Source organism: Paenibacillus sp. WLX1005, from assembly GCF_046603685.1.
Taxonomy (GTDB): Bacteria; Bacillota; Bacilli; order Paenibacillales; family Paenibacillaceae; genus Saccharibacillus.
Map to the genome: position 1 here is coordinate 3,786,859 of NZ_CP176756.1, position 20,737 is coordinate 3,807,595.

Annotated in this window: 16 protein-coding genes; all 16 read right to left on the reverse strand. The window is 46.1% G+C overall.

Going from position 1 to position 20,737, the window contains the following annotated elements; all coding sequences use genetic code 11:
- Positions 1-163 precede the first annotated feature (163 nt).
- The 16 genes from murD to ACE3MZ_RS16270 all read right to left on the reverse strand — a co-directional run bounded on the left by murD (position 164) and on the right by ACE3MZ_RS16270 (position 20,592).
- Positions 164-1,639 carry a UDP-N-acetylmuramoyl-L-alanine--D-glutamate ligase gene (gene murD, locus ACE3MZ_RS16195; RefSeq protein ID WP_411343174.1) on the reverse strand — a complete coding sequence of 492 codons (1,476 nt, stop codon included), beginning with the start codon at positions 1,637-1,639 and terminating at the stop codon, positions 164-166.
- Positions 1,639-2,610, reverse strand: coding sequence for a phospho-N-acetylmuramoyl-pentapeptide-transferase (gene mraY / locus ACE3MZ_RS16200; protein WP_411343175.1), 972 nt, complete (start codon positions 2,608-2,610; stop codon positions 1,639-1,641). Before mraY ends, murD begins: the two co-directional genes overlap by 1 nt.
- 5 nt (positions 2,611-2,615) lie before the next feature.
- On the reverse strand, positions 2,616-4,022 hold the full coding sequence (locus ACE3MZ_RS16205) for a UDP-N-acetylmuramoyl-tripeptide--D-alanyl-D-alanine ligase (RefSeq protein WP_411346820.1): 1,407 nt from the start codon (positions 4,020-4,022) through the stop codon (positions 2,616-2,618).
- Positions 4,022-5,506 (reverse strand): UDP-N-acetylmuramoyl-L-alanyl-D-glutamate--2,6-diaminopimelate ligase, encoded by a 1,485-nt coding sequence (locus tag ACE3MZ_RS16210; RefSeq protein WP_411343176.1) that lies wholly within the window; start codon positions 5,504-5,506, stop codon positions 4,022-4,024. Before ACE3MZ_RS16210 ends, ACE3MZ_RS16205 begins: the two co-directional genes overlap by 1 nt.
- A 112-nt stretch (positions 5,507-5,618) precedes the next feature.
- Positions 5,619-8,033 carry a penicillin-binding transpeptidase domain-containing protein gene (locus tag ACE3MZ_RS16215; RefSeq protein WP_411343177.1) on the reverse strand — a complete coding sequence of 805 codons (2,415 nt, stop codon included), beginning with the start codon at positions 8,031-8,033 and terminating at the stop codon, positions 5,619-5,621.
- Between the two features lie 17 nt (positions 8,034-8,050).
- On the reverse strand, positions 8,051-8,461 hold the full coding sequence (locus ACE3MZ_RS16220; RefSeq protein WP_411343178.1) for a hypothetical protein: 411 nt from the start codon (positions 8,459-8,461) through the stop codon (positions 8,051-8,053).
- Between the two features lie 12 nt (positions 8,462-8,473).
- Positions 8,474-9,448: a 16S rRNA (cytosine(1402)-N(4))-methyltransferase RsmH gene (rsmH, locus tag ACE3MZ_RS16225; RefSeq protein WP_411343179.1), complete on the reverse strand. Its 975-nt coding sequence runs from the start codon at positions 9,446-9,448 to the stop codon at positions 8,474-8,476.
- 21 nt (positions 9,449-9,469) lie between these two features.
- A complete protein-coding gene (gene mraZ, locus ACE3MZ_RS16230; protein ID WP_411343180.1) occupies positions 9,470-9,907 on the reverse strand; it encodes a division/cell wall cluster transcriptional repressor MraZ in 438 nt (145 codons plus the stop codon).
- Positions 9,908-10,238: 331 nt separating this feature from the next.
- Positions 10,239-11,501: an adenosylhomocysteinase gene (locus ACE3MZ_RS16235; RefSeq protein ID WP_411343181.1), complete on the reverse strand. Its 1,263-nt coding sequence runs from the start codon at positions 11,499-11,501 to the stop codon at positions 10,239-10,241.
- Between the two features lie 129 nt (positions 11,502-11,630).
- Positions 11,631-13,277 (reverse strand): bacillithiol biosynthesis cysteine-adding enzyme BshC, encoded by a 1,647-nt coding sequence (bshC, locus tag ACE3MZ_RS16240; RefSeq protein WP_411343182.1) that lies wholly within the window; start codon positions 13,275-13,277, stop codon positions 11,631-11,633.
- 162 nt (positions 13,278-13,439) lie between these two features.
- On the reverse strand, positions 13,440-15,209 hold the full coding sequence (locus tag ACE3MZ_RS16245) for a dipeptide ABC transporter ATP-binding protein (RefSeq protein ID WP_411343183.1): 1,770 nt from the start codon (positions 15,207-15,209) through the stop codon (positions 13,440-13,442).
- A gap of 19 nt (positions 15,210-15,228) precedes the next feature.
- The gene (locus tag ACE3MZ_RS16250) at positions 15,229-16,095 is read right to left on the reverse strand and encodes an ABC transporter permease (protein WP_411346821.1); all 867 of its coding nucleotides are present in this window, start codon (positions 16,093-16,095) and stop codon (positions 15,229-15,231) included.
- 54 nt (positions 16,096-16,149) lie between these two features.
- On the reverse strand, positions 16,150-17,082 hold the full coding sequence (locus ACE3MZ_RS16255; protein WP_411343184.1) for an ABC transporter permease: 933 nt from the start codon (positions 17,080-17,082) through the stop codon (positions 16,150-16,152).
- 250 nt (positions 17,083-17,332) lie between these two features.
- Positions 17,333-18,997: a peptide ABC transporter substrate-binding protein gene (locus ACE3MZ_RS16260; protein ID WP_411343185.1), complete on the reverse strand. Its 1,665-nt coding sequence runs from the start codon at positions 18,995-18,997 to the stop codon at positions 17,333-17,335.
- Between the two features lie 200 nt (positions 18,998-19,197).
- Positions 19,198-19,590, reverse strand: a complete 393-nt coding sequence (locus tag ACE3MZ_RS16265; RefSeq protein ID WP_411343186.1) for a DUF3397 domain-containing protein — start codon at positions 19,588-19,590, stop codon at positions 19,198-19,200.
- Positions 19,591-20,592, reverse strand: a complete 1,002-nt coding sequence (locus tag ACE3MZ_RS16270; RefSeq protein WP_411343187.1) for a ketopantoate reductase family protein — start codon at positions 20,590-20,592, stop codon at positions 19,591-19,593.
- Between the last annotated feature and the right edge of the window lie 145 nt (positions 20,593-20,737).

A 20,737-nucleotide genomic window follows, 5' to 3' on the forward strand; every position in this document is an offset into this window, starting at 1 on the left:
AATTGGTTGGAAATGATCCAAATGTATATGGCAAAAATGGAAAGAACGATCGAATGTTCATTTGGATGCTGTTGCATGTTCACTTTTTAAAAGGGAAAGAATCCCTTTCACATGAATAAACAGCTTTCCAGCATATGAACAATGTTACATTGCATATACACCTTTATAGTGCTTGCACAGCATCTTTGAATTGTTCGCCGCGTACTTCGTACGACGAGAACATATCCCAGCTCGCGCAAGCAGGTGATAACAGTACAATATCACCAGATGCAGCAAATTGCCCTGCCGCTTGTACAGCTTCAGCAATCGCTTGGACGGTATTATCCGTTTCGTCAATCACAGCAATCTGTGTAATACCAGCCTGCTGTGCAACCTGTGCCAGCTTGTGGCGAGTTTGCCCCAGCAGTACGAGCGCCTTCACCTGACTTTGCAATGCAGGCAGCAGATCCATATAATCGGAACCCCGGTCCAGCCCACCGCCGATCAATACGATATCCCGATCCTGAAATGCGGATAACGCTGTCAGCGTTGCTTTCGTATTGGTCGCTTTGGAGTTGTTGTAATACTCAACACCTTCATGCTGGCGCACATATTCCAGACGATGCTCTACACCGCGGAAGCTTTGCAGCGATTGTGATAGTTCCGTAGGTTTGCAGCCAGCGGCAATCGATATCGCACAGGCAGCCAGCGCATTGGCGATATTATAGCGCCCCGGAATACCAACCTGCGATACCGGCAAAATCTCCACTTCGCCGTGCTCATCATGATACATGATACTACGTTCTAATTCATCTTCCACATCTTCGATATACGATGGCGATACATACAGCGCTGCTGCTAACGGCTGTTCGCTGGATTGCGTAGCATTGGCAATCGCACTACCTAGTTCTTCGTAGATCGAAAAAGGAACAATCCTGCCTGCACGCAGATACGGAATTATACTGCGACAATAGCTATCATCCCAATTCAATACGGCGGTATCCTGCTCACCTTGATTGGCAAAAATTTTACGCTTGGATTCGACGTAATCGTCCATTGTGCCATGATAATCCAGATGCGTCTCTGCCACATTGAGCAGACAAGCGATACGTGGATTGAAATCCTGTGTACCTTTTAACTGAAAGCTGCTCAATTCAGCAACGATGATATGTTCCACAGCAGGATCAGCTTCCGCTACTGCCTGACAGAGTGGAATGCCGATATTACCGCCAACGATAGGATGTAAATGCGAAGATTCCAGCATTTTGCCTACCCATGTGGTTGTCGTCGTTTTACCATTGGAGCCAGTGATACCAATCATCGGAATATCAGTCAAGCGATAAGCAAGCTCAACCTCCGTAATGACCTCTACGCCAAGCTCCAACGCCTGCCGGATTGGCGGTGCTGTATACGGGATACCCGGATTTTTGACCAGCAGTGCTAATCCTTCATGGATCAATCCTTCTGGATGACCACCGCAGATCACTTCAATATTCAGTGCTTCCAGTTCTGCCGCTTCCGGCGATTGTTCACGCGGCTTCAGATCGTTGACGGTAACGATGGCACCGAGGCGATGTAGCGCTTTGGCAGCTTCTACACCACTACGAGCCAGACCGATCACAACGACCTGCTGACCAGCGTACGATTGAGGATCATTCATCAGGACAACCCCTTGCTAATATAGACTCCAATCACAGCCAGAATTAGGCTTACTGCCCAGAACGTCGTTACGACGCGCCACTCCGACCAGCCAGACAATTCAAAATGGTGATGAATCGGTGCCATTTTGAATACCCGTTTGCCGTTGCGCGTTTTGTACGAGACGACTTGAATAACGACGGAAAGCAGCTCAATGACGAATACAAGTCCGATAATGAGGAACAACAGCTCGCTTTTGGTTACAATCGCGATACCGCCGATTGCACCGCCAATCCCGAGCGACCCCATATCGCCCATAAACACTTTGGCTGGATGGGCATTGAATACGAGAAAACCAAGTACTGCACCAATCATCGCCGCTGCACAAACCGCTGCGGCTGGTGAGGACATCTGAATCGCGATGACCGCATACGCAGCAAATGCAATCGCACTGACCCCAGACAGCAACCCATCCACACCATCGGTAAAGTTAACCGCATTGGTGATCGCGAGCAACATAATAACGATAAATGGATAGTAAAACCATGGACCCCAGTCAAAAGCAAAATCAGTGCCCGGAATCGCCAGCGCTGTACTATGACCTTTTTGAATCAACAGGAAGCAGATAATGGCTGAGAACAGCAATTGCAAAATCAGCTTCTGCTTGGCAGTCAGACCAAGCGAACGTTTCAGACCGATTTTGATATAATCGTCCAGAAAGCCGATCAGACCAAAACCGACCGTTGATGTAAGCAACACCCAGAAATTGATGTCGATCACTGAAAATTTGATGTACACGATCGTTGCCGCCAAAATGATGACAATACCGCCCATCGTCGGCGTACCCGCTTTTTTCAAATGCGTTTGCGGTCCGTCATCTCGCACTTGCTGACCGAATTTAATCCGGCGCAGCAATGGAATCAGAATCGGCATCGCAATAAGCGATAAAATAAATGATGCGGCTGCCGCCAATAACAATAATTGAAAATCCATTACATTTACTCCTCCAGCGCTTCTGCTTGGCTTATTGAATCAGGCATCAGCGCCTGTATAACTTCCTCCAGTCTCATACCACGGGATGCTTTGACCAGCACGACATCCCCTTGCTGCACCGTCTCCAGCAGCGCCTGAATCAGCTCTGGCTTGGACGTATAGCTGTATACCAGCTCCGATGGCATCTGACGCAATGCTCCCGCAGCGATGAATTGACCACGTTCACCATACGTAAACACTAGATCTGCATGTTCCGCCGCATAGATGCCCATTTGCTCATGGTAGGTCTGTTCTTCGCTGCCTAGCTCCAGCATATCGCCCAGTACCGCAATGCGGCGGCTGTGACCTTTCATACTGCTCAGCACATCCAGTGCGGCGCGCATCGAGCTTGGACTCGCGTTGTAAGCGTCGTTTAGCAATGTGGAGCCTTGGCGTCCATCCAGCTGTTCAATTCGCATACCGGACAATTGCAGCTGGGATAGACCGATACGGATCTGCTCATCCGTTACTTGGAAATGGCGTGCAACCGCCATCGCAGACAGCGCGTTTGTTACATTGTGCAATCCTGGCAACGGCAGCGTCCAAGCATCATCTGGCAGATCATTCGTTGTGAAAATCGTAGTTCGTCCCTGTGCCATCACGCCGGTCACATGCAGATCATTCTGCTGCTCCACGCCGAAGGTCAGTGTAGTCATATCTCGTTGCTTCAGTTCCGGTTCCGCCAGTACCTGATGCAGCAGCGGCTCATCGCCGTTATAGATCAGTAAACCGCCAGCCTGCAAGCCGCTGACAATTTCCAGCTTGGCACGAGCGATTTCCTCACGTGTACCGAGCTGCTCCAGATGCGATTCGCCAATATTGGTAATGATGACAGCATGTGGACGAGCGATATTGGATAGTAGCTCAATTTCGCGGCGCGCACGCATCCCCATTTCCAGAATGAGCATTTCGGTATCAGGAGACATATCAAGAATGGTCAAAGGCAGACCGATATGACTATTAAAATTGCCCTGCGTTTTGTGCACACGATAGGCTTGCTTCAGCAAAGCTTCCACCATATCCTTGGTCGTTGTTTTGCCATTCGAGCCGGTAATACCGATCACGCGTGGCTGTACCTGATCCAGATACGAACGCGACAACTGCTGCAACGCCTGCAATGTATCTTCTACAAGAATGATATTGCCAGCTGGTGGTGTACCATGATCATGCTGCCAGAACGATACTGCCGCTCCAGCAGACAGTACATTCGCTACAAAATCATGACCGTCAGCGCGCTCACCAATAATCGGGATAAACAGACAACCTTCATACACTTTGCGTGAATCGATAACGACACCATGCCAAACGGCTTCCGCATCGCCTTGTAGCTGTCCACCACACATATCGGCTAATTGACCCATTGTTGTTTTTATCACTGGTTAAGACCCCTTATCGCTTCTTTGGCTACAAGCCGGTCATCAAAATCGATAACCTCTGTACCGATGATCTGGTACGTTTCATGCCCTTTGCCCGCAATCAATAGTACATCGCCAGGCTGCGCCATTTCAACCGCTTTTTGAATCGCGGTACGACGATCAACGATCAGCTCGTAACGCTCGGTTGGAATGCGGTCTTCCTGCAAACCGGTCTGGATTTCATTTAGGATCGATAGCGGTTCTTCGGTACGCGGATTGTCTGAGGTAATAAACGTATAATCGCTATACGTTGCGGCTACTTTGCCCATCAGTGGACGCTTCGTACGATCGCGATCACCACCACAGCCAAACACCGTAATTACACGTTGCTCAGCAAACTCCTTGATCGTAGACAATACGTTATCCAGCCCGTCCGGTGTATGGGCATAATCGACAATAACAGCAAAAGGCTGACCAGCATCGACCAATTCGACCCGTCCGTCTACACCAGGAATACGTTCCAGACTGGCAGCAATTTGTTCCAGTGGTACGTCTTCGATCAAGGCCGCAGTCAAAGCGGCAAGAGCATTATAGACATTAAACGTACCAACCATCTTCAACGTAATGTCGGCAGAGCCGCGGAAGGTATCCACATGAAACGTCGTGCCTGCGGATGTAATAGCAATCTGAGAGGCGCGTACATCTGCTTCTTGTTCTACTCCGTATGTAATCACATCAGCTGCGGTAATACGGCGGAAATAGTCTGCTGCGGGATCGTCGATGTTCAAAACTGCATATTTGCGCTCATGAGGTTGACCGTAGCTATTGCCAAGCCGGGCAAAAAACAACCCTTTGGCGGCAATGTATTCGTCCATCGTATGATGGTAATCAAGATGATCCTGACTGATGTTCGTGAACACGGCGGTACGATAATCCGTTCCTTTGACCCGTCCTTGTTCCAGCGCATGTGATGACACTTCCATCACACAGCACTGTACGCCGTCATCTGCCATCTTGCCAAGCAAACGCTGCAACTCCAGCGCTTCTGGTGTAGTGCGCGGCATCGGAATGGATTGACCGTTGTAACGCATCTCAATCGTGCCAATCAGTCCAGTGTTGATATGATGATCATTCATAATACGCTCGATCAGATAAGAAGTTGTGGTCTTACCATTGGTTCCCGTAACTCCAATCATATTCAAGCGACGACTAGGATGATCGAAAAAGGTGTCACTTAGCACTGCCATCGCCTGACGGCAGCTACTGACGACCAGTTGCGGTACATCCAGTTCCAGTACACGTTCTACGACAAGCGCAACGGCACCTTGCTTGACTGCCTTGTCAGCAAAATCATGTCCATCTACCGTAAATCCAGGCAGACAGATAAACAAGTCGCCCTGCTGAACCTTGCGCGAATCCACCTCCATTCCCGAAAATTCCGCAGCCGGATCACCGTGAATCCGGGACGTTATCAACAGCTTTGCGGCTTCAGATAGCAACATGCGTATTCCTCTTTTCCAAAATTAATAACGATACCCGGCAACAATCAAGCGTCCAGAAGCAAGCTTCTGGCGCCGATCGTTGCCGGGTTATCACAGATAATGCATAAATCAACTAGTTGGTTGAAGCTTCTTCCTCTTCCGAAGTTTCAGGATTATCTTCTTTTTGCGTCGTTGCACTATTAGATTTTTCAGTAGTGCTAGACGATGAATCATCCGTAGACGTACTGGAGGAAGACGAGTCATCACTTTCTTTATTGGATGTGTCGGCGTTGCTATTCGCAGTATCGTCTGTTGATTTACCATCACTACCGGTTGCATTTTCTTCTGGATCGTCTACACCGGTTACCGTTGCTTTGGCAGACTTGAGTGTCAGGGTTACGATCCGACGACCGTTTCCTTCCGACTCTACCTGTTCAGCAACATATCCCGTACCGACGGTAGTGACCTGTACTTTCATCAGATTTAGCAATTGCATCGCATCGCGCAATGATTCCCCTTTTAAATCTGGAATCGCCATCTTAGTCGGGTCTTCCGTCATCAGATAGATACTTTGACCACTTACCAGTGGAGCGCCTGCTGCCGGATATTGCTTCACAATCTTTGTACCAGAACCTACAACGGTATACGCAATGCCACCCGCTAGCAGTTTCTTCTTCGCTTCGTCCAATCCTTTACCAGTTAACGTTGGCGCAGTATACGCCACTTGAACAGGTTGAACTTTGGCAGTCTTCTTCTGGGTCGTAGCTCCATCTTCAGCAACTTTGGCTACACCCATATATGGAAGCGCCTGACTAACGATTTCTTTGAAAATTGGCGCTGCCGCTTTACCACCGCCATACAGTGGATCTGCCGGTTCATCGACAACTACGATGACAGCGATTTTGGGATCGTTAGCAGGAGCAAAACCGATAAACGAGGAAACCTGTTTATTTTTGTCATATCCGCCAGAACCGTCGGTTTTAACTTTAATTGCTGTACCTGTTTTACCAGCGACGCGATATCCTTCGATATACGCTTGACGCCCGGTTCCAATTTCTTGGTCAGATACGACTTGCTCCAGATAACTGCGAACTTTGGCGGCTGTAGCGGAATCGATAACCTGACGTACTTCATGCACAGGTGTATCTGTTGTGACGCCAGTATTCGGGTTCGTAATGGACTGTACCAGATGCGGAGTCAACAGCTTACCGCCATTGGCAACCGCTGATACTGCTGCAAGTTGCTGTAGTGGTGTAACCTGAACTTTACCGTGTCCATAAGCAGCAGTCGCTACTTCAACCTTGATATTCGGATTGAAATTAATCGCACCCGATGCTTCACCTGGCAAATCGACTCCTGTTTTGACACCAAAGCCAAAAGCATCGATATATTTACGCAGTCTCTCGGCGCCCAGCATTTCATAACCTAATTTAACAAAGGCTACGTTACTGGAACGCTTCAAACCGGACAAATACGTAATCGCTCCCCAGCCAGTGTGACTATCATGCAATGTCCAACCGCCTACACGGATCGAACCAGATTGATACGTAGCGTCTGCGTTAAACAAGTTTTCTTTGACAGCACCGGTCAATGTTACAATTTTGAAAGTTGAACCCGGCTCATAAATACCTTTGATGCCTAGATTCATAAAATCGCTATATTGATCGGCTGGTACTTCATTATATTTATTCGGGTCAAAGGTAGGCATATTTGCCATCGCCAGAATATTCATTGTATTGGGATCAGCTACAATTGCGGTAATACTTTTCGGCTTCAGTTCCGCATATTGCTTTTTCATCGCCTGCTCCGTGTAATATTGGATCGTTTGATCAATCGTCAGTTTCAGATTATCACCGTTTTGTGCAGGCGTATATACATCGTCAGAATCGGGAAGTTTATCGCCCTGACGGTCATGCTGATACTGGATTTTACCATCCGAGCCTTTGAGCTGTTCATCATAATACGCTTCAATGCCCGCAACAGCTTTACCTTCTTTGTCCGTATAGCCGAGTACGTGAGAAGCTAGCTCATTTTGTGGATAATAGCGTTTGGAACTTTCAGTCAAATATAAGCCAGCATCATACTTTTGATCGATCTGCTGCTTTAACTTGGTAATCAAGGCGTTAACCTGATCGGCTTTATCCTGAGCGATCAAATGTCCACCTGTGTTCAATTCACGCCATGTGCGCAATTCGCCCTGATCATTTTTGGACGTCGCTTGCTTTTCGATTTCGGCTTCATCAGTGCCCAGAATCTCGTGCAGTCCGCTCACAATTTCATCTTTGATACCATATTTATCGATGATTTGTGGATTGAGTGCGACATTATATGCAGGTGCATCAATAGCCATCTCATTGCCATTACGATCAGTAATCGTACCGCGCGCAGCTTTGATTACGCTATTTTGCGTCCAGTTCTCCACAGCACGTTCATGCCAACTGGAGCCCTGTACAATCTGTAACCAAAAAATACGCAAGACCAGGACGACAAAAAGGAGGGCAATGCACCCTCCCATCAATAAAGTGCGAAGTCTGATTCGTTTATTCACTTCGTTTATCCCTCGCTTTACTTGCTGTCTTGACTATCCGGCGACGAGGTTGATGTCGTTCCCTTCTCACGGGAAACTTGAATTGGATCAGCATCGGGCTGTATGTATCCCAGAGCGGTTGCACGCTCCACCACTTCGTTTTCCAATAGATGTTTGCGGAGATCATTTTGTACGGCTTGCTTTTGCAGCGATGCCGTTTCGCTTGCCATATTTTGAACGTTTTTGTTCACTTCATAAATATAAGCGTAGCGCCACAAGATAATTCCCGCAATGATCACACAGGCAAAAATGGTACCCAAATACAGCATCTTCTCCTGCATAGGCAAAGCCGAACGTCGGACTACTACTTTTGTCGTTTCGCGATACTTACGGACAACCTTTTCGGTCTCCTTTTGCTTGACCGCCAGATTTCCTCTTGTATAAGCCATTAGCCCGTCTCCTTATTGTTGATTTTGGTTTTGTTTATCCACCTTTTCCGCTACTCGCAATTTGGCTGATCTTGCGCGCTTGTTGGTTGTGATTTCATCATCAGACGGAAGTACCGGTTTGCGGTTGACCAGTTTCAGTTCACCGCCGTTACTCACATACACAGGAAATCCGGGTGGTGCCACATTCTTTTCCAATTTTTCAGCAAAAATCTGCTTGCACAAACGATCCTCGAGCGAGTGGAAGGTAATAACAGATACGCGTCCGCCCGGTTTTAAGCATCGAATGGATTGTTGCAGCGCTTCTTCAAAAGCGCCAAGTTCATCATTGACAGCAATACGAAGCGCTTGAAAGCTGCGCTTGGCTGGATGACCACCGGTTCTGCGTGCCGCAGCCGGAATGCCTTCTTTGACCAGCTCTGCCAGTTCCCCTGTTGTTTCAATAGGCTGTACGGCACGGCGCTTGCCAATCACAGCAGCAATACGTCTTGAAAATTTTTCTTCGCCATAACGATATAGTATGCGGGCAATTTCGTCTTCAGGCCACGTGTTCACAATGGTTCGTGCAGTCAATTCGCTGGACTGATCCATACGCATATCTAGCGCGGCATCGTGATTGTAACTGAATCCCCTCTCGGCATCGTCAAATTGAGGTGAAGAAACGCCAAGATCAAACAAAATACCGTCCACCTGCGGAATACCGTCCTCTATTGTCGGGACACCCGCTTCCAAAAGCTTTTCCTCCAAATGACGGAAATTGCTTTTGATCAATGTTACGACATCGGCAAATGGTGATAGTACCTGTTCGGCATTACGTAATGCAGTATCATCCTGATCAAAGGCAATCAGTCGTCCACCTGCTTCTAACTCAGCTGCGATTACGCTGCTGTGTCCTGCTCCCCCGAGCGTGCAGTCGACATAAATGCCATCAGGCTTGACCTCTAATGCATTGGTCGCTTCTTCTTTTAATACAGTGATGTGATGAAACAAGTTGTTAAACCTCCCAGACGATTACAGATCAAGATCAAAATCAACCAGCTTTTCTGCAATTTCATTAAATGATTGTTCTGATTCGTTATAATATTGTTCCCAAACGGAACGACTCCAAATCTCCACACGATTCGATACACCGATAATGGTGCATTCTTTGTCCAGCTGTGCGTACTGGCGCAGATTGCTGGGTACATTCACCCTGCCCTGCTTATCCCACTCGCCCTCAGCCGCACCAGAAAAGAAAAACCGTGTAAATGCGCGTGCATCCGCCTTCATCAAAGACAGCGATTTGAGCTTTTGTTCAAGAAGAGACCACTCCTCTAGTGGATAAATGAAAAGGCAATGGTCCAAACCGCGGGTCATTACAAACGATTGGCCGAGAAGTTCGCGAAATTTGGCCGGAATAATGATCCGTCCCTTATCGTCAATGTTATGCTGAAATTCTCCCATGAACATTGGCGGCTCACTCCTTTTACCCATCGTTCCCCACTTTGCACCACTTTCCTCCACCTATCTAGCATAATAGATTCGTCAACTAAAATCAAAATCCTTCTCAACATGTCAATTTTTTTGAAAAAAATTATACTTTTTTTCGTTTTTTGTGCAATGAAGCATGTTGCTTTGCAAAAAAGCATGCAAAAAGCCCGATTCTTCCTTGTCGAAGAAATCGGGCTTTTTGCTTATAGTCCTTTGTCGCATATTCATTCTCAAGTAACTTGCAAGTTTATAGTTTGCATATTGCTGCATTCTATCCACCGAATGATGCTCTATCCAATGACAAAATGAATCAAGACCAGCTATCCAGATACTTCTTCTGTTCATCTGTAAGGCTGTCGATGCCAATACCGAGACTTTCCAGACGATAGCGTGCTACTTGCTCATCCAGCTCGTAAGGAACATTGATGACGCCCGCCCCAAGCTGCTCGTAATTCTCATTCACATAGCGAAGTCCGACCGCTTGCAGCGCAAAGGTCATATCCATAATTTCTGCCGGGTGACCGTCAGCTGCGCCTAGGTTAACTAGACGACCTTCAGCCAGTAGGTAAATGCGACGTCCGTCCTGCAATTGATATTCTTCGATATTTTTACGAGCATGACGAATCGATACAGCACGCGCAGCCAGATCCGGCTTGTTCGCTTCCACATCGAAGTGACCAGCATTACATACGATCGCACCATCTTTCATTACATCGTAATGCTCACCTACGATTACGCTCTTATTACCGGTTACCGTAATAAAGAAATTACCGTGTTTCGCCGCTTCGATCATCGGCATAACATGGAAGCCGTCCATATGCGCTTCGACTGCTTTGATCGCATCAACTTCAGTTACGATAACGTTAGCGCCCAGACCTTTGGCACGCATCGCTACCCCTTTACCACACCAGCCGTAACCGACAACAACAACAGTTGAACCGGCAATCATCAAGTTGGTAGTACGGATAATACCATCAAATACGGATTGACCTGTACCGTAACGGTTATCAAACAGATGCTTGCAATATGCATCATTTACTGCCACCATCGGCAATGTCAATGTGCCTTCTTTTTGCAAAGCTTTTAGACGGATAATGCCAGTCGTCGTTTCTTCTGCACCGCCACGGATACCTTCTAGCAGATCTGGACGTTCTCCGTGCATCAATGTGATCAGATCGCCGCCATCGTCGATGATCAGATCAGGACGCGTTTCCAGCGCATGCAGAACGAGCGATTTGTATTCAGTAGGATGTGGATTGTATTTTGCAAATACAGTAATACCGTCTTCCACTAGAGCAGCACATACATCATCCTGCGTGGACAGCGGATTACTACCAGTAATCGTAACCTCTGCGCCACCTGCTTGTACTACTTTTGCCAGATAAGCAGTTTTCGCTTCCAGATGCAGACAGATCGTCACTTTTAATCCTTGAAAAGGCAGATCGCGTTCAAATTCTTCCTTGATCCGATTCAATACCGGCATATGGGAAGCCACCCATTCAATTTTGCGGTGTCCTTCCGGCGCAAGCGCCATATCCGCAACAATACTTTTTTCTAGGGACGGCAATGTCATGTTCGATTTCCTCCACTATTTCGATGAACCTGTCATCTTTTTTGAATTCATTTATACTTCCATTTAATCGTTTAATGAAAATAAAAGCAACCAACAATTGTTGTCGGCTGCTTTTGCTTTGTTCTTTCATTACATATAAATGAGACGATGACTGCCGTTCAAATCCGGTTCTATCGATAGTAGCTGGTCCAGCCAGCGCTCGCCGTAGCGTCCAATATAATAGTAACTGTTAATCGTCCGCTCCTGTGGCTTGTTAAACGGATAAAGAGAATGGGCGATGCGATCCAGTCGACGAAGTCCCACTTCATGCTGCTTTTCCACTGCATGGATACTTTTGCGATATAGATAGTCAATCTGTGCTTCTATTTTGTGCTGATTGTTGTCAGCAATATGTAGAAGCGCCGGATCGACTTGAGACAGCGATTGTACAAATGGATGATACAGATCAGCAAACTGCTTACGCAGCTGCTCAAACCGTACATCCAAATTATAATCTTCCTGCTCATTCAGCCAACTTTGGCGAATCTCTTCAAATCGCTGACGCACATCGTCAAAAGTCAGATCAAACTGCTGCATCAACTGCTGAATTTTCTCTTCTACCATCGTAAATGACATCCGAGGTACAATGGGTGGCATTTGCAATCCAAATACGTCAAATGCTTGACGAGTCAATGCCCAGTAAGCAATCTCACCTGTACCAAGAATCGTACCAAGCACTGGGAACAGCGATTCTTGCATAAGCGGACGCGTCAGTACATTGTTGCTAAAGCGCTCTGGATGCTGCTCCACCATATCCAACAGTTCATCACGAGTAAAGGTAACTAAGCCTTTACGATCCGTAAATAGACCATTTCGCTTGAACAACAATAAACGCTCATTGTTATAAATTTCATCTGTATGGATATAGAACAGATTGGCGCCATCTTCAGCAACCGTTGCTTGTTCTTCATAACCGGCAGCCCGAACCTGATCCGCAGATGCTAGATATGCCTTCGTCAAATCGTCATTTTGTTCAATGATTTTACGAAATACAGGCTTCTCCAACTGGCGCATATCGGGATGATCTGAATCTAGCAAAATCAGACCAAATCTTCCGAACAAACGACCCAACTGACGGGCAAACGCATCGCTCAGATTATCGGACTGCTGCATACATCGAGTCAATTCAGTCATCCATTCACTTTTATGCTCACTGTCCGGCAATAAGCTTTCAAATTGATTCAAAACCGGCTGAATATGTGCTTCGGTGATCTCTGTACGACTCACCGGCGAATGACCGCCACGCTCATGCTCCATGCGGATTTTGACCGCTTCTCCATGCAGATCGGGCAAATACGTATGATTCACCTCATCCCAATCATGATCCTCTCCAGCAATCCAGAATACTGGCACAACCGGACGTCCCAGCTTCGCTGAAGCTTCACGTGCAGATAGGATCAGTGTAACGACTTTATAAATAACCAGCAACGGGCCGGTAAATAAACCGCTCTGCTGACCACCAACTACGGTCAGCGTATCTTCCTGACGCAGCGTATCCAGTGCCTGACGCACAGATTCATGATCGTTATGGGCAAGATTGTAAGCTGTCAGACAATCCACTAACGCTCCACGCTCGATCCGGGAGTGCTTATTCTGATCCAGCCAGGCGGCACGCTGAACCCATGTCTGCGGATCAGTCACATTCATATTATACAAGCTGCTTACCGATGCAAAATCATTCATATACCGCTCTGCCAGCGGCTGATTCGCAGGTAGCCTCTCCGGAACTACATTCATGGGGTAAGGTCCTCCTCATCGTTGTTACTTAATGTAACTTTCTAAACCTTATTTGATTGTACGAAAGTATCCAGTTTTAGTCAAAGCATTAAACAATCTTTTTTGTATTTTGGAAAAAACAAAAAAACCGCCAATATTATGGCGGTTTTTGCATATCTAATTTTAAGCGATAGGTTGTGCTACCCAGTGTCCCTGCGATACTTCGATTAGCTCGGAGTTGTCGAGGTCGAATGGATCTTTTGGTGCACCTGGGTTCGCGGACTCTACTGGTGCTTGTTGCTCATCCGGCAGCAAAATTCTGCGCTTGTTTACTTCAACATCTGGATCCGGAATCGGAATTGCGGACAGCAATGTTTTGGTGTACGGGTGCAGCGGGTTCGCATACAGCTCTTCACTTTCTGCCAACTCTACAATTTTACCCATGTACATAACAGCAACGCGGTCACTGATATGTTTTACCATGGACAGGTCATGCGCGATGAACAGATAAGTCAAACCAAGACGCTGTTGCAGGTCTTCCAGCAATTTCACAACCTGTGCCTGGATCGAAACGTCCAATGCCGACAATGGCTCGTCACAGATGATGAATTTCGGATTAACTGCCAGTGCACGGGCAATACCGATACGCTGTCTTTGACCACCAGAGAACTCATGCGGATAACGCAGTGCATGACTAGCGTTCAAACCTACCATGTCCAGCAGTTCTTCTACGCGTTTTTTACGTTCTGCGCGGCTGCCTGCCAGACCATGAATGTCCAGCGATTCGCCGATAATATCCATAACGTTAAAGCGCGGATTCAGAGATGCATATGGATCTTGGAAGATCATTTGCATATCTTTACGCATCGCTTTCATTTTACGTGGGGAGAGGCTGAAAATATCGGTACCGTTAAATTTAACGCTTCCTCCCGTTGGCTCATACAAACGCAGCATCGTACGTCCTGTTGTGGATTTACCGCAACCGGACTCCCCTACAACGCCAAGTGTTTCACCTTCGTAGATTTTGAAGCTAATATCATTAACAGCTTTTAGGATATTACCTTTACCCAAGTTAAAATGCTGACGCAGATTGCTTACTTCAACGAGTGGACGAGTTGGGTCCAAACCAGCGATGGCAGAAGCCAACTTCGGTTTTTTCGGCTCATCCAGACGTGGCAATGCACCAAGCAAACGTTTGGTGTATGCGTGCTGTGGATTTTTGAAGATTTCGGAGGTTGTGCCAGTTTCGACAACATCCCCTTCTTTCATAACAACAACGCGGTCACACATGCCAGCAACAACGCCGAGATCATGCGTAATCAGAATGATGGAAGTACCCAGCTTCTGCTGCATATCTTTCATCAGATCGAGAATTTGTGCTTGAATCGTTACGTCGAGCGCTGTTGTCGGCTCATCGGCAATCAGCAATGCCGGACGGCAAGCGAGTGCGATCGCGATCATAGCACGTTGACGCATACCACCAGAGAATTGGTGCGGATAATGGTTAAAACGAACTTCGGCATTTTTGATGCCAACCAGTTTCAGCATTTCGATTGCTGATTTTTTCGCTTCTGTTGCCGACATCTTCTGGTGCTTGCGCAGAACTTCAGTGATTTGCTTACCGATCTTGATCGTTGGATTCAGCGAAGTCATCGGATCTTGGAAGATCATACCGATGTCTTTACCACGAATGGACTCCATTTGCTTATCGGATTTCTTCAGCAGGCTTTCACCAAGGAATGTAATATCTCCACTTTTAATAATAGAAGGCGGAGAAGGAATCAGACGCATAATTGTTTGAGCTGTTACACTCTTACCGCTACCGGACTCCCCGACAATACCCAGCGTTTCCCCTCTGCCAATCTCGAAATTGACATCTTTAACGGCTTTAAATTCACCGGCACGAGTATTGAAGGATACGCTCAAATTTTTTACTGATAAGATTTTCTCCACTAAGCCCACCTCCTATGAATTATTTTTTCAGTTTCGGATCCAGTGCGTCACGCAGACCATCACCCAGCAGGTTGAATGCCAGCATAGTCAAACAGATCAGACCAGCAGGGAACCACATACGCCAAGGATACAGATTCCATCCTTGCAATGCATCGTTAATCATCGAACCGAGTGACGATACAGGTGCTTGTACACCCAGACCGAGGAAGCTTAGGAAAGCCTCGGAAAAGATCGCACTTGGAACGGAAAGCGTTACTGTTACGATAATAGGTCCTAATGCATTTGGCAACAGGTGTTTGAACAATTGACGTCCTGCACCTGCACCCATGGAACGTGCTGCCAGAATAAAGTCGCGGTTTTTCAATTGAATGATCTCCCCGCGAACAATCCACGACATCGTTACCCAGCCTGTTACGGCGAGTGCGAAGATGATCGTTGGCAAACCTGGCTCCAGAACAACGAGCAACAGGATAACGATCAGCAGATAAGGAATCGAGTACAAAATCTCGGAGATTTTGTTCATAATTTCATCGGTACGACCACCAGCATAACCCATAATTGCACCGTAGATTACACCAATCAGCAAGTCAATCAAAGCTGCGGAGAAACCGACGATCAAGGAAATACGTGCGCCCATCCAAGTACGAACCCACATGTCGCGACCGAGGTTATCGGTTCCGAACCAGTGCTCACCGGAAGGTGGTTTGTTGGTATTCATCAAATCATTGCTGTAGTAGTTATACGCCACCATATGTGGACCAATAATTGCCATAAGAATGATCACAACCAGTGTTCCCAAACTAATCATGGCTACAGGATTGCGAGTCAAACGATACATTGCATCCTGGAACAGGGAGACACTCTTTTGCTGTGCAGTTGGATCAATCGTTACATCACCTGGTGTAGGATTTGGAGTTTGGTTTCCATTTGCTGCCAACGTTTAAGCCCCCTTTTTGCCTGACAGTTTGATACGAGGATCAATCAGAACATATAGAATATCCGTAATAAAACGAGCCAGCATCAGAATGACGCCGTAGAAGATCGTAACACCCATGATCATCGTATAGTCACGGTTCGTAATACTTTCGACGAACACTTTACCGATACCACCGATACCGAAAATTTGCTCGATAACGACTGAACCTGTAATAACGTTCGCTGTCATCGGTCCAACGTAAGTAACGACTGGCAAAATCCCGTTACGGACTACGTGGCGTGTCATGATGGTAAAGCCGTTCAGACCTTTGGCTTTGGCTGTTTTGATGTAATCGGAATTCAGTACTTCCAGCATGCTGGAACGAGTGAGACGGGCGATAAATGCAATCGGTTGAACAGCAAGTGCTGCGACCGGCAATACAAAATCGCTTGGTTTGCTAAAGCCCATAACGTCAAACCAGCCCAGCTTGAGGGCGAATAGGTACTGAATAAGCGTTGCAAGCACAAAGCTCGGAACCGCTATACCGAGAATCGCGAGAATCATGGCGACATGGTCAATCAATTTGCGGTGATACAATGCTGCCACCATACCGAGTATAATCCCGACCACTATCGAAATAATAATCGCAAAAATACCGATTTGCAGGGAAGGCTTAAATGTTTGTGCGATACGTCCGGTTACGTCCTGGTTTTGATATTTCATGGAAATACCAAGATCCCCCTGGATAATATTGCCCAGATAGCGAACATATTGTACCGGAATAGGCTGGTCCAGTCCGTATTGCGCCATCAAGCGCGCTTTAATTTGAGGCTGTACAGCCTTCTCGGACATGAACGGATCACCCGGAATGATTTTCATCAGAAAAAATGTCAGTGATACCAGGATAAATAGAGACACTAGCATAAAGAAAAATTTGCTGGCGATATATCTAACCATTTCTCCGGAGCCCTCCTTTGTTAGTTGTTAGATTTCACGTTCAACCATAATATTCCTTCCACAGTTTACAACAAACTGCGTTCATCTTCATATCATTTAAAAGAAACAAGTTTAAAACTTGCAATATTCAACGTTATAAAAAGCAATATATGGTAAAACGCAAAACACACATAAAAGCGGGATATATATGGTTGGAAAATCCCCACATATACCCCGCAGCAATCATCTAACTGCCAAATAAGTTATTGAATTATTCGAAATAAGCTTTGGAGAAGTCAACTGCTCCACTGAAGTCAACTACAATACCTTTAAGATTTGGTTTTACGAGAGAGATACTAGTGTAGTAGTAGATTGGCATGATTGCCATATCATCTTGAATCAGCATTTTCTCTGCATCAGCCATATCAGTCATACGTTTTGCGTTGTCTTGAGTCGATTTTGCATCAGTAATCAATTTGTCGTATGCAGAGTTTGCATAACCAGCATCATTGTTACCGCCTTTTGTTACCCACATATCCATGAACGTCATTGGATCATTGTAGTCAGCTGTCCAACCAGCACGAGCGATTTGGTAGTTACCGCTTTGACGGTTGTTCAGGAATACGCTCCACTCTTGGTTTTCGGTTTTGATATCGACACCAAGGTTTTTCTTCCACATATCAGCAATTGCCAGAGCCACTTTTTGGTGAGCTTCGCTGGAGTTGTAGATCAGTGTAATTGCAGGCAAAGTAGTGATACCTTCTTCTTTCATACCTTCTGCCAGCAATGTTTTTGCTTGTGCAACATCTTCAGTGAAGAAGCTGTCTTTGTGCTCTGTACGGAATTCTTCGCTTTCGCCTTTGATACCTGGAGGTACAAAGCCATAAGCTGGGATTTGACCGCCCAGTGTTACGTTATCCACAATCGCTTGACGATCGATCGACATTGCGAATGCTTTACGGATTTTAGCGTTATCGAAAGGTTTTTCTTTATTGTTAAATTCATAGTAGTACGTACTTGCAATACCTTTTGCATTGAATTGATCTGGGAACTGTTGTTTTGCAGCTGGGATTTGGTCTGTAGGAATTTCACCAGTTGGTGAACCTGCATAATCCAATTGTCCGCTTTGGTAACTTGCATACTCAGTTGCGCCAGAGTTAACCAGCGAAGAAGTAATGGTGTTCAGCTTGATGTTGCTTGCATCCCAATACTTATCGTTTTTAGTCCAAACCAGTTGTTGACCTGTAGTCCAAGTCGTCATTGTGAATGGTCCGTTGGTAACCATAGTATCTGCTTTGGAAGCCCACTCAGCATTGGCTTCAACATTCTTTTTGTTTACAGGATAGTACGTGTAGAAGGAAGTCAGACCCAACCAGTAAGGAGCAGGATCTTGCAGCGTTACTTCAAGCGTTTTGTCGTCAACGACTTTTACGCCAACCTGGGAGAAATCTTTGATTTTACCAGTGTTGAAAGCTTCGCCGTTTTTCAGGTAGTACAGCTGGTAAGCATATTCAGATGCTGGAGTTGTTTCTGGGCTCAATACGCGTTCCCAAGCATAAGCAAAATCTTCTGCTGTTACAGGCTCGCCATTGTTCCAGGTTGCATTATCGCGAAGGTGGAAAGTATATTTCAAACCGTCTTCGGAAACATCCCATTTCTCAGCAACGCCTGGAGCTGGATTACCATCCGCACCCATGCGTGTAAGGCCTTCGTACATCAGCTTCAGGGCAGTATTTGTCTGACTATCTTTTGCCTGAGCTGGATCAAAAGTAGGAGGTTCAGCGCTCATGTTGATCTTCAGATCTTGTGATGCTGTTGTTCCTTCTCCAGATTCTCCACTTGTACCTGTGCTGTTAGAACCGCTGCTGCATGCTGCAAGCAATGATCCGAACGCCAGTACGAGTGCCATAAGTACTAACCAACTTTTCCTTTTCATCTAGCAGTTTCCCCCTAAAAAAATGTGGTATATGCTTTTAGATTATACAACCAGTGGTCAAAAAAATCTATATCTCAAACTTAAAAAAATCGTTTTTTTTCGTTTTTTTCAACATATTTGTCACATTGAAGCGTAAAATACGCTCCACACCACGGTCGAATACCTGACATCAAGTATATTTTTTCCAAGTTTCGACACGTTTAGCGGGATATGTATTGCAAAATTGCGATTAGCAGCAGAACGATGTAACCTAAGCTCAGAAAGAAAAAGGATAGCCGCCATACTGCGCGAAATAATCGTTGAAAGTCGACTTTTCCCTTCATTCTATTCTGTGCACTTCCAATCAAACCAATCGCCAGCAACAAAATCAGCAAGAAAATGTAGAATCCAAGCCCACTGTTAAAGATTGTATTGAATAATGCTGCTACCGAAATGTACAAAAATGGTGTTGTCACGTCCATGGCGGAGGTGATTGCCTGCTTTTTATCCTTTTTGCGCAGAATCATAATAAAATAAGTAGCAATAAAAGGAATAAAGGGAACAAGGCTTAAAAATATGGCGCCATTCAGCAGCCAACCAAACAATCCTCCCATTTACGGAGCCTCCTCTAGTGTCAATGGTTCAATGAATCGGTACATCCACTCATGCGCTTCTGCACGGTAATCCGTACGCCTTGCCATCTCGATGATCGTACCGTTTATCCAGGCAATCTCAGTACGCCGATTGTGCTGAACATCTGCGAGCATGGATGATGTGTTGGATGCTGTTGCGCGGCATACATTCAGGATATCGTCCCACCAATGCTCCGAGTACGGAATATGATTGCGTCGATACACTTCAACCGCTTCCATGAACAATTGCCGCATCAGCTCCACCCGCGTATGACTTGCCAGCAATTCTCCGTTCGGCACACGCCATATTGCGGTCAAAGGATTGATCACGGCATTGATAATCAACTTCCGGTATACTTCCTTCCCGATATCTTTCGACAAAGAAGATTGGAATCCTGCCTTTTGAAACAAATTTATTAAAAAAGACAAATGAGCATGTTCATTCTGCGTGCATATTGCCATATGAGATGTTGCATCATCTGACCTATAGAGACTATCCATTCGACCTATGACTGTTTGTCCATACCCTGCGTGGGTAATGTGATTGCCTGCTGATTTCTTCGCGCCCTCTGTCGTAATGGCGGCATAAACCTGCCATGACTCAGGCCAGGGATTATCTGCTCGCACTCCATTTTGCAGACAAATAATGGCAGTTCCTTGCTTTACCCTTGTTTGGAGTTGCTGAATGAATGATGCTGTAAGATGCGTCTGTTTGATAGTAACGATAATCAGATCAGCAAGCAGCAATGTGCTTGTACTTTGCGAATGTACAGCATAAACGTTGCAACCGGAAGATTCATTGGGAAACATAATTTGCGGTTCAGCTGTATCATGCTCGCGGAATACAATGCCTTCACTATGTATCGTGTCAACCTGCTCCTGTGTGCGGCACCATAGGTTGAGCTGGTTATCAGCAAGATGCGCAGATATTTTGCTATAAAACAGTAATCCTAATGCTCCACCGCCCCAAATATCAATGATCATATAGTTTCCCTCCTGCCAGTCATACGCTACAATACAAGTAAGTATGTCATCGCACAGCTTGTCCGCCTATACAAAATACAATATACAGACCGCTAACGTGCTGAATACTAAACTGTGTCCCTTCAACATACATAATAGATATACC

What these genes read in the sequence shown, in the direction of transcription:
- ACE3MZ_RS16255 (WP_411343184.1), bottom strand. Translation starts at nt 17,082, where the DNA reads ATGGTTAGATATATCGCCAGCAAATTTTTCTTTATGCTAGTGTCTCTA.
- bshC (WP_411343182.1), bottom strand. Translation starts at nt 13,277, where the DNA reads ATGAATGTAGTTCCGGAGAGGCTACCTGCGAATCAGCCGCTGGCAGAG.
- ACE3MZ_RS16260 (WP_411343185.1), bottom strand. Translation starts at nt 18,997, where the DNA reads ATGAAAAGGAAAAGTTGGTTAGTACTTATGGCACTCGTACTGGCGTTC.
- murD (WP_411343174.1), bottom strand. Translation starts at nt 1,639, where the DNA reads ATGAATGATCCTCAATCGTACGCTGGTCAGCAGGTCGTTGTGATCGGT.
- mraZ (WP_411343180.1), bottom strand. Translation starts at nt 9,907, where the DNA reads ATGTTCATGGGAGAATTTCAGCATAACATTGACGATAAGGGACGGATC.
- ACE3MZ_RS16220 (WP_411343178.1), bottom strand. Translation starts at nt 8,461, where the DNA reads ATGGCTTATACAAGAGGAAATCTGGCGGTCAAGCAAAAGGAGACCGAA.
- ACE3MZ_RS16270 (WP_411343187.1), bottom strand. Translation starts at nt 20,592, where the DNA reads ATGATCATTGATATTTGGGGCGGTGGAGCATTAGGATTACTGTTTTAT.
- ACE3MZ_RS16265 (WP_411343186.1), bottom strand. Translation starts at nt 19,590, where the DNA reads ATGGGAGGATTGTTTGGTTGGCTGCTGAATGGCGCCATATTTTTAAGC.
- ACE3MZ_RS16210 (WP_411343176.1), bottom strand. Translation starts at nt 5,506, where the DNA reads ATGTTGCTATCTGAAGCCGCAAAGCTGTTGATAACGTCCCGGATTCAC.
- ACE3MZ_RS16235 (WP_411343181.1), bottom strand. Translation starts at nt 11,501, where the DNA reads ATGACATTGCCGTCCCTAGAAAAAAGTATTGTTGCGGATATGGCGCTT.
- mraY (WP_411343175.1), bottom strand. Translation starts at nt 2,610, where the DNA reads ATGGATTTTCAATTATTGTTATTGGCGGCAGCCGCATCATTTATTTTA.